This window comes from Arthrobacter sp. AL12, from assembly GCF_029960645.1.
Taxonomy (GTDB): domain Bacteria; phylum Actinomycetota; class Actinomycetes; order Actinomycetales; family Micrococcaceae; genus Arthrobacter.
The window spans coordinates 1-2,795 of record NZ_JASBQY010000036.1 but is presented as its reverse complement, the minus strand read 5'-3'; the positions used below and the strand labels follow the sequence as shown (position 1 = coordinate 2,795).

The following is a 2,795-nucleotide window of genomic DNA, read 5'->3' as shown; positions in this document are numbered from 1 at the left end:
CGGCTTGTATCTCTTAAGTACCCCCCTGTTGAGGTGGGTGGCTGTCGGTTTACGGTGGCCTTGGGAGGGGCCGGGGTGGTTCCGGTTTTCGGCTGGGCGTCATGGCCCGTGAAAGAGATCGTCGCCCCCGGCCTGTCTTCCAGGCAGACCCGATTGAGGGAATTGGTGGCCGGAAGGGAACGGTGCGCAGCACCGGTTTCCGTCCGGGCGGGCACCGGATGACTTACAAGCGCGGGAACTGTATCCGACGCTTTCCTCAGCAGTCGCGGGCGTGTGAGGGAGGCCCGCCGCAGGGCGCTCAGATGAGCGCATGACGGTTCTCCCAAGGGTGGGATACCCGGCCTGGTGACTTGGCTGGTGGACCGGCGACGACGGGTTGTCCCATCGCACGTATTCGATGCGAGGAGGAGAACCATCATGCAGAATCAGGATAAACCCGCAGGACTTGTGCGGGCAGTGGCAGGTATCGACGCTGCCATCACGGCACGGCACCATATCGCGGTGCGGGAGTTTTTCGACGACGGAACAGAGCATCTGAGCCGTTTCACGGTCGACCCGACACTGGCCGGGCTGGAGAGGCTCTCGCAGCGGCTGGCTGCAGTTCCGGCGCCGCTGACGGCGGTCGTGGAACCAACATCGATGACCTGGCTGGCGCTGGCCCTCGCGGTCGAACGTGCCGGCGGCCAGATGGAAATGATCGGCGCCAGGCACTCCGCACGGCTCCGTGGTGCCATTATGGGCAAGAACAAATCCGACGTCATCGACTCGGAAGTGCTCACCCACGCCGGTGAGATCTTCGACCCGCCACCGCTGGTCCTGGCATCTCCGGGGCAGCTGGCGCTTCGCCGGGCCGTGGTCCGCCGGGCCGGCGCCGTCATTGACGGCAACAGGTACTGGCGGCGCCTGCTGTCGCTGGCGCGGTGGGCCTTTCCTGATGTGTGGACCGCGTTCGGCGGATCGGAGCCAACAGCCCTCGCCGTGCTGGGTCGCTGGCCGCACCTGCGCTCGCTGGCATCGGCGCGCGCTGCTACCCTGACGGCTGTGGTCGCCGAGCACACGCGCGGCGTCGCCGACACCCCAGCCCGGGCCACGGCGATCAAGGCCGCAGCCCGGGGATGGGCGGATTTCTGGGACGGTCACCTGGATCTGGACGCACTGGCCGTCGACGTTACCGAGCATCTCGCTGACCTGGCCGAGTCGCGCGCCAGAGTCGAACGTTTCACCGCGCATACCCGACAGTGGTGGGAGCATCTCTACGGTGATGACCCGCTGATCCTCTCGCTGCCCGGTGTGGGCCCGGCAACCGGCCCCTGCATCCGTGCCTACTTCGGCGACGGGTCCGGGTTCGACAGCGCCAAGAAAGCAGCCAACTACGTTGGCATCACCCCCTCGAACTGGTCCTCCGGGATGATGAACCAGCCCCACCGGGCCATCAGCAAGGAAGGACCGGCACCGTTGCGCCTTGCGTTCTACCAGGCCGGCAGCGTCGCCCGGACCATGGACCCGCAGCTGGCCGCGTTCTACTACCGGCTCATGACCGAACACGGACACTGCCACACCCAGGCCACCATCGCTGTCGCCAGGAAACTTGCCGAAAGGACCTGGAAAACCCTCACCACCGGGCAAATGTATGAGCTCCGCGACCCCGAGGGGCACCCGCTCACCAAACGGGCCGCGAAAGAAATCATTGCGTCCCGCTATACCGTCACGCCCAAGCAGCGCACCCAGTCCCGGTCCCATACGGTCGAAGCGAAACGGGCACGCCTGACACGGTAAATACCCGGGCGGCGCCACTGACAGCGTTCGACGGCCGAAAGCCCACCTGGGTCCACCCCGCTCGCCCTCTCCACCAGCCTTCGCGCAACGGGGCCAAGACCAATCTCGCGGACGGAAAACTCCCCATCCGTCACCCGCAAAACACAGGCGACGGTGCACTCAGCCTGCCTGCCGTCCAGAGCTAAAAAAGGGTTGACAAGCGTTAGGGAATCTCTTCAAGGTTCCCGGGGAATGGTCTGCTGAGATGATTGCTCATGCTGCCATCCGGGCTGCACTTCTCAAGAGGATACGCGATTTGTAGTTGTCTGGGTTTCGGTAGCCTCGCGCGGTTCGTTTGATGTGTTTTATGGCTGTGTTATTGGCTTCTACCTTGGCTGTGGTTGCGCCGGTGACGATGAGGACTTCGATCTCGGCCCACCAGCGGCACACGGTCTTGTAGAGCCTGTTTGTTTCCGGCATCGCGGCCCGTTCCACGAGGTCCGTCAGCGCAGACTTCGCGGCGGCGGCGTCTTCGAGGGAGCCAGTGTTCAGCAGCGTGCGGAGTTGTTCCTTGACCTGCCAGGCAGCTTGGAGGCTCCCGGTCGGATCATCGGCGGCGAACACGCCGGCCAGCCGGTGGCGGCCCCGTTCTGAGAGGTTCTCATCAGCCTTCAGCAGCAGCATCCGGTTCGCCCAGGCCAGGTCGGTGGCCCTGCCCCGCCGGCCCCGGACCTGTTGGGACAGGCCCTGGCGGACCGAGGTGAGCATGTCGTTGGCCAGCATCGTGACGTGGAAGAGATCCACCGACACAGCACTGCGCGGCAGCCACATCCGCAGCGCTTTCCTGAACGCCGCGGACGGGTCGATCGCCACGACCTGCACCCCGAGCCGCCACTGAAGCGGGCGGGCGAAGAGCCAGTCCCCGACGCCCTTGTGGTCGCGTCCGTCCACGATGCCCAGGACCTGGCCGGTGTCCAGGTCCACGATGGTTGTCATCCACGGCTCGTACCGGGTCCAGGCCTTCGTGCCGGGGTCTTGGA

General features: G+C 65.5%; 2 protein-coding genes. One reads left to right on the top strand and one right to left on the bottom strand.

The genetic code is table 11. From position 1 onward, the window contains the following. The first annotated feature begins 417 nt into the window (after positions 1-417). Positions 418-1,776, top strand: a complete 1,359-nt coding sequence (locus QK291_RS18940; protein ID WP_282384396.1) for an IS110 family transposase — start codon at positions 418-420, stop codon at positions 1,774-1,776. 252 nt (positions 1,777-2,028) lie between these two features. Here QK291_RS18940 and QK291_RS18935 read toward each other — a convergent pair. Next, a partial coding sequence (locus tag QK291_RS18935; protein ID WP_282384395.1) for an ISL3 family transposase occupies positions 2,029-2,795 on the bottom strand: 767 nt, incomplete at its 5' end.

Coding starts and splice junctions, on each gene's coding strand:
- QK291_RS18940 (WP_282384396.1), top strand. CDS start 418: ATGCAGAATCAGGATAAACCCGCAGGACTTGTGCGGGCAGTGGCAGGT.